The 4300-nt window shown below is 42.0% G+C and carries 5 protein-coding genes; 4 read left to right on the top strand and 1 reads right to left on the bottom strand.

What is annotated here, in order from left to right; genetic code table 11:
• A partial coding sequence (gene hmpF, locus IQ229_RS15300) for a pilus motility taxis protein HmpF (RefSeq protein WP_194045027.1) occupies nt 1–1294 on the bottom strand: 1294 nt, incomplete at its 3' end.
• Between the two features lie 384 nt (nt 1295–1678).
• Here hmpF and IQ229_RS15295 point away from each other — a divergent pair.
• The 4 genes from IQ229_RS15295 to IQ229_RS15280 all read left to right on the top strand — a co-directional run.
• Complete coding sequence (locus IQ229_RS15295; protein ID WP_194045025.1) at nt 1679–2857, top strand: response regulator; 1179 nt, start codon at nt 1679–1681, stop codon at nt 2855–2857.
• Nucleotides 2858–3109: 252 nt separating this feature from the next.
• Complete coding sequence (locus IQ229_RS15290; protein ID WP_069073698.1) at nt 3110–3475, top strand: response regulator transcription factor; 366 nt, start codon at nt 3110–3112, stop codon at nt 3473–3475.
• 13 nt (nt 3476–3488) lie between these two features.
• Nucleotides 3489–4019, top strand: coding sequence for a chemotaxis protein CheW (locus IQ229_RS15285; protein WP_194045023.1), 531 nt, complete (start codon nt 3489–3491; stop codon nt 4017–4019).
• Nucleotides 4020–4033: 14 nt separating this feature from the next.
• Nucleotides 4034–4300, top strand: a 267-nt coding sequence (locus tag IQ229_RS15280; protein WP_194045021.1) for a tetratricopeptide repeat protein, incomplete at its 3' end; no start/stop codon positions are given.

The following is a 4300-nucleotide window of genomic DNA, read 5'->3' as shown; positions in this document are numbered from 1 at the left end:
GTACAGCTTGATGTTGTTTAAGAAACTTCTGGTGCTGTAGCATATTGCGGCGTTGTCCCACCAAACTGGAATTTAGCATCTGATAAAGGTCTTTTTCATCAGTTAGTTCTAGTTCCAAATTGATATGGTCATGGTCAGATGCTTGATTTAATTTAGTTTGGAGTTCTTCTATAGCTTCTTGTTTATATTTCAGTTCTTGTTCTTGATCGTGAACAAAGCTAGCATCGATTTCTAACTTATGCTGCAAGTCTTGCACTATCTTTTGTAGTTCTTCTAAAGGCATTTTATCCAAAGCCTCCACATCAGCTTGCTTGCCGAGAACTACGTCACCAGATGTTGCCGCTAAAGAGTGCATCTGTTGATATAACTCTTCGGCGTTTCGTAACTGCTCTTTGACAAGCCGAGCATACTCTTGCTTACTGGTAAGGTCTGCTGTGTTTATTTGTAATTGGGCTGTTTGTTGAACTAGAGAATTTTGCGCTTCTTGTAATGCATTTTGGCGATCGCTAAAAGTTTGTGATAAACGCTCAACTTCTTCTTGCTGTTGTGCGATCGCACTTTTATGCTCCTCCAGTTTTTGCCAATGCGGGGTAAGAGTCGCTTGCTGCTTTTCGACCAATTCAAAGGCTAGATGCAGGTGTTCTCTAACTGTTTCCGTAGGATTAACACGACTAGACAAGCGATCGAGTAACTCACTCATTACTCGACTTTGCTCCTCGTCCAAAACCGTCCCTTGTTGAAAATCCGCTTGGCGTTCTTCCAGGCGACGCTGCTCACCCCGTAAATGCTCCCAAGCGCCTTCCAACTCTTGGCGGTTGCGCTCAATTTCTCCTTGTAATCGTTCAATTTCCTGGCGGGAGGTGTCAACTTCTTGTTTTTGCTCCTCTAGATGTTGTACCTCATCCTCCAATTGCTGCAACTGTTCTGCTCGTACCTCCATGTCCATTTCACGGCGATTCAACTCTTGCGCCTGAAATGTTAGTGACTGTTTCCACTGATCGATCTCATCTTCCTTGAGCTTAAATTTCTCCAACTGGCGGGAAAAATTCTGCAAAATGTTGACGAGTGGACGTCCTGCTTCTTGAATCCGCTGCACTTGACGATTCGGATTCAGCTCAACCAATACCAAAGCACCATCATTTAATTTGCTTGCGTCCTCAGCGGCAATCACCTCTTCCGACACAGTACTCCAATTCTGGTCAGTTCGCTGACAAGCTAGCAGTTTCAGTTCGGTTTTGCCACCGCCACTGAGTAAACCACCTTTCTGTTTTTGTACTTCTGCTAAATACAGCACACCGTTAGTCCTTTATTGATGCACTTAAAGTTCGTGTTTTGAGATATACCTTAAATAATTCTGTTAACTTGTCTCACTGAACCAAGGTTTAGAAGAACAAGACAGACAAAACTATAGACGCAAGATGTTACGTCTTGATACTTATAGAAGCGATCTGGTCGCGCCTTTATATTTTGTACTGATGACAGTGATGATGACTTCCGTGTTAACACTAGCTTTGTCAAAGTGTATTACGAAATATGAAGGTTTATAGTTTAATGTATTCCCTAATGACAATCAGAATAGAGTAAAAATCTTTTCAATACTCCATAATCAATACTTAAAGAATAAGTCATAATTCACGATTCAGAATTCAGCAATACTTAAGGAGTACTTTTTAGCTAAATGCAGGGAAATCTAAATGAAATTGATATTTGCAGTATTCTGCAATTGATTGAATTGGGACAGCGAACTGGGCAACTATGGGTGGAAGCTTATAGCTCTCACCAGAACAACAAACTGGGTGGAGATGGAGCAAACATTTATCGCCCTAAACAACAGTCTTGGTTCGTCTTTTTCCTTAATGGTCAAATTATCTATTGCCAAGAAGGCGAGAGTAGTTTATCCAGAATTAGCGATTATTTACGTCATTATCGAGTTGAGATGCGACTCACCGACAAACAAATTGCCAGCCTACCACCAACCGACGCGCCAGAGTATGCCTATCTTTGGGCACTCTTGGAGCGGAATATCATCAACCCAAAGATAGCTGGTAGTATCATTTACGGTTTGGTGCATGAAACTCTCTTTGATTTGCTGAGTTTACGCCAAGGTAACTTCATTTTCCATCAGGGTGCAGCACTTGCCCCGCAATTAAACACTTATGAGATTGCTCCATTGGTGACAAAAATCACCAAGCAGCTGCAACAGTGGAAGGAACTCTATCCACACATTCAGTCTCCAGAACAATTGCCAGTGCTATCTGACAAAGTTCAGCTACAATCTTCTTTACCAGAAGCAACCGTGAATAAGCTACAACATTGGGCTGATGGTAAAACATCCTTGCGACAACTAGCTCGCCATCTCAACCGAGACATTTTGACAGTTGCTAAGGCAATATATCCTTATGTGCAACAAAGTTGGCTACAACTAGTATATTCAGAGACTAGTCACCCAGATACACACACGGATAGCTGGGAATTGAAAGAAAAACCGATGGGGCGGATAGTATGTATTGACGATGCGATCGCCATCGGTGAGACTATAAATTCCATCTTACAACCACAAGGCTATGAAGCGATCGCTCTTACCAATCCCTTAGAGGCACTGAGTCTGGTTTTTCAACTCAAACCGGATTTAATTTTATGCGACATAGCTATGTCGGAATTGGAAGGATACGAGGTTTGCGCTATGCTGCGACATTCAACAGCATTTCGGCTCACACCGATTATCATGCTTACTGGGAAAGATGGGTTTATGGATAGAGTCAAAGCTAGGATGGTCGGGGCAACAGATTATTTGACAAAACCGTTTACAGACACTGAGTTACTGATGCTCGTAGAAAAATATATCAACAACCAATGAAAATTGGGTATGGGGCATTAATTATTTTTCCCTCATCTCTCTCACCTATGGGGCATCTAAAGAGATCAAAGATTTGTTGATCTACTAAAAGATGAGTTAAAAGATGTTATCACAGAGTCAGTTAACTCAGTGAAACGTCAATCTCCGGGAAAATAGTGAAGACATACAATTAATTTATACAGTTAATACTTGCGGAGGAATCAGGGAATGTTCCAATTAGGAACGTCTAAATCAGGAGGTAAATAGACACTTATGAGCACAGTTCTAATTGTGGAAGACAGTATAGCGCAAAGGGAGATGATTACAGACCTCCTGAAAGCAACTGGCCTAACAGTTACCCATGCTAGTGATGGATTAGAAGCATTAGAGGCAATTCAAATAGCACCTCCAGATTTAGTGGTATTAGATATTGTCATGCCCCGAATGAACGGCTACGAAGTTTGTCGGCGGTTAAAATCCGATCCAAAAACCCAAAATGTTCCAGTGGTTATGTGTTCTTCCAAAGGTGAAGAATTCGATCGCTATTGGGGTATGAAGCAGGGTGCAGACGCTTACATAGCCAAACCATTTCAACCAACCGAGTTGGTAGGAACAGTCAAACAACTGCTGCGAGGATAAGGATAAAAACAACATGGTCAGCAAACCGGACTTTTTAAGTGGCAGCGGTCAAGACCACTTTCGACCAGAATTACAAGTAGAAAGTCCTGAAGGTGAGTTACATCTGAGGTTTTACATTCCCTCGCATCAGGAGTTTGCACTACAAGCAACTGGCATCCGAGAGGTAATTGAACTAAGTCCTGATAGAATCACCCCGATTCCTAATGCTTCTCCTTTACTTTTGGGTACTCTAAATTTACGAGGTCGAGTTATTTGGGTGGCCGATTTGGGTCAATTTCTGGGGGAAGCAAGTGCATTAAACACGGATAGAGCTGAAATTTCGGTGATTGCCATTGAAGAGCAAGACACAATAGTGGGTTTAGCAGTAGAGGAAATCGGTGGTATGGACTGGTTGGATGTCCAGAATCTAATGCCACCAACTAGTGTTCCAGATACGATGGCTCCCTTTTTACGTGGAGAGTGGTCATTAGGTGCTAAAAATAATCAGTGTCTAAGACTGCTCGATCAAATGGCAATTGTACGAAGTGCTAGGTGGGCAGGATGAAATTGGAGGAGGAAATGGCAGCAAGTATTGATAATTACGAGCCAACATATCAACAGGCGATGACCGCCTATGTTCAAAGAAATTATGAGGTTGCGGCCACTTTAGTTGACCAAGTGGTGCAAAATTTACCCGATGACCCCAATACCCATTTGTTGAGGGGTCACATCTACTATGTTTTACAGCACTATGATGTAGCAAAAGAAGAATATCAACAGGTGTTAGGCTTGACTAACGATCTAGAAATTATTGGTTTTGCCAAAAATGGAATTGACAATATCAAT

It is taken from the genome of Nostoc cf. edaphicum LEGE 07299, assembly GCF_015207245.1.
Lineage (GTDB): Bacteria > Cyanobacteriota > Cyanobacteriia > Cyanobacteriales > Nostocaceae > Nostoc > Nostoc edaphicum_B.
This window is presented reverse-complemented; position numbering and strand designations above follow the sequence as displayed.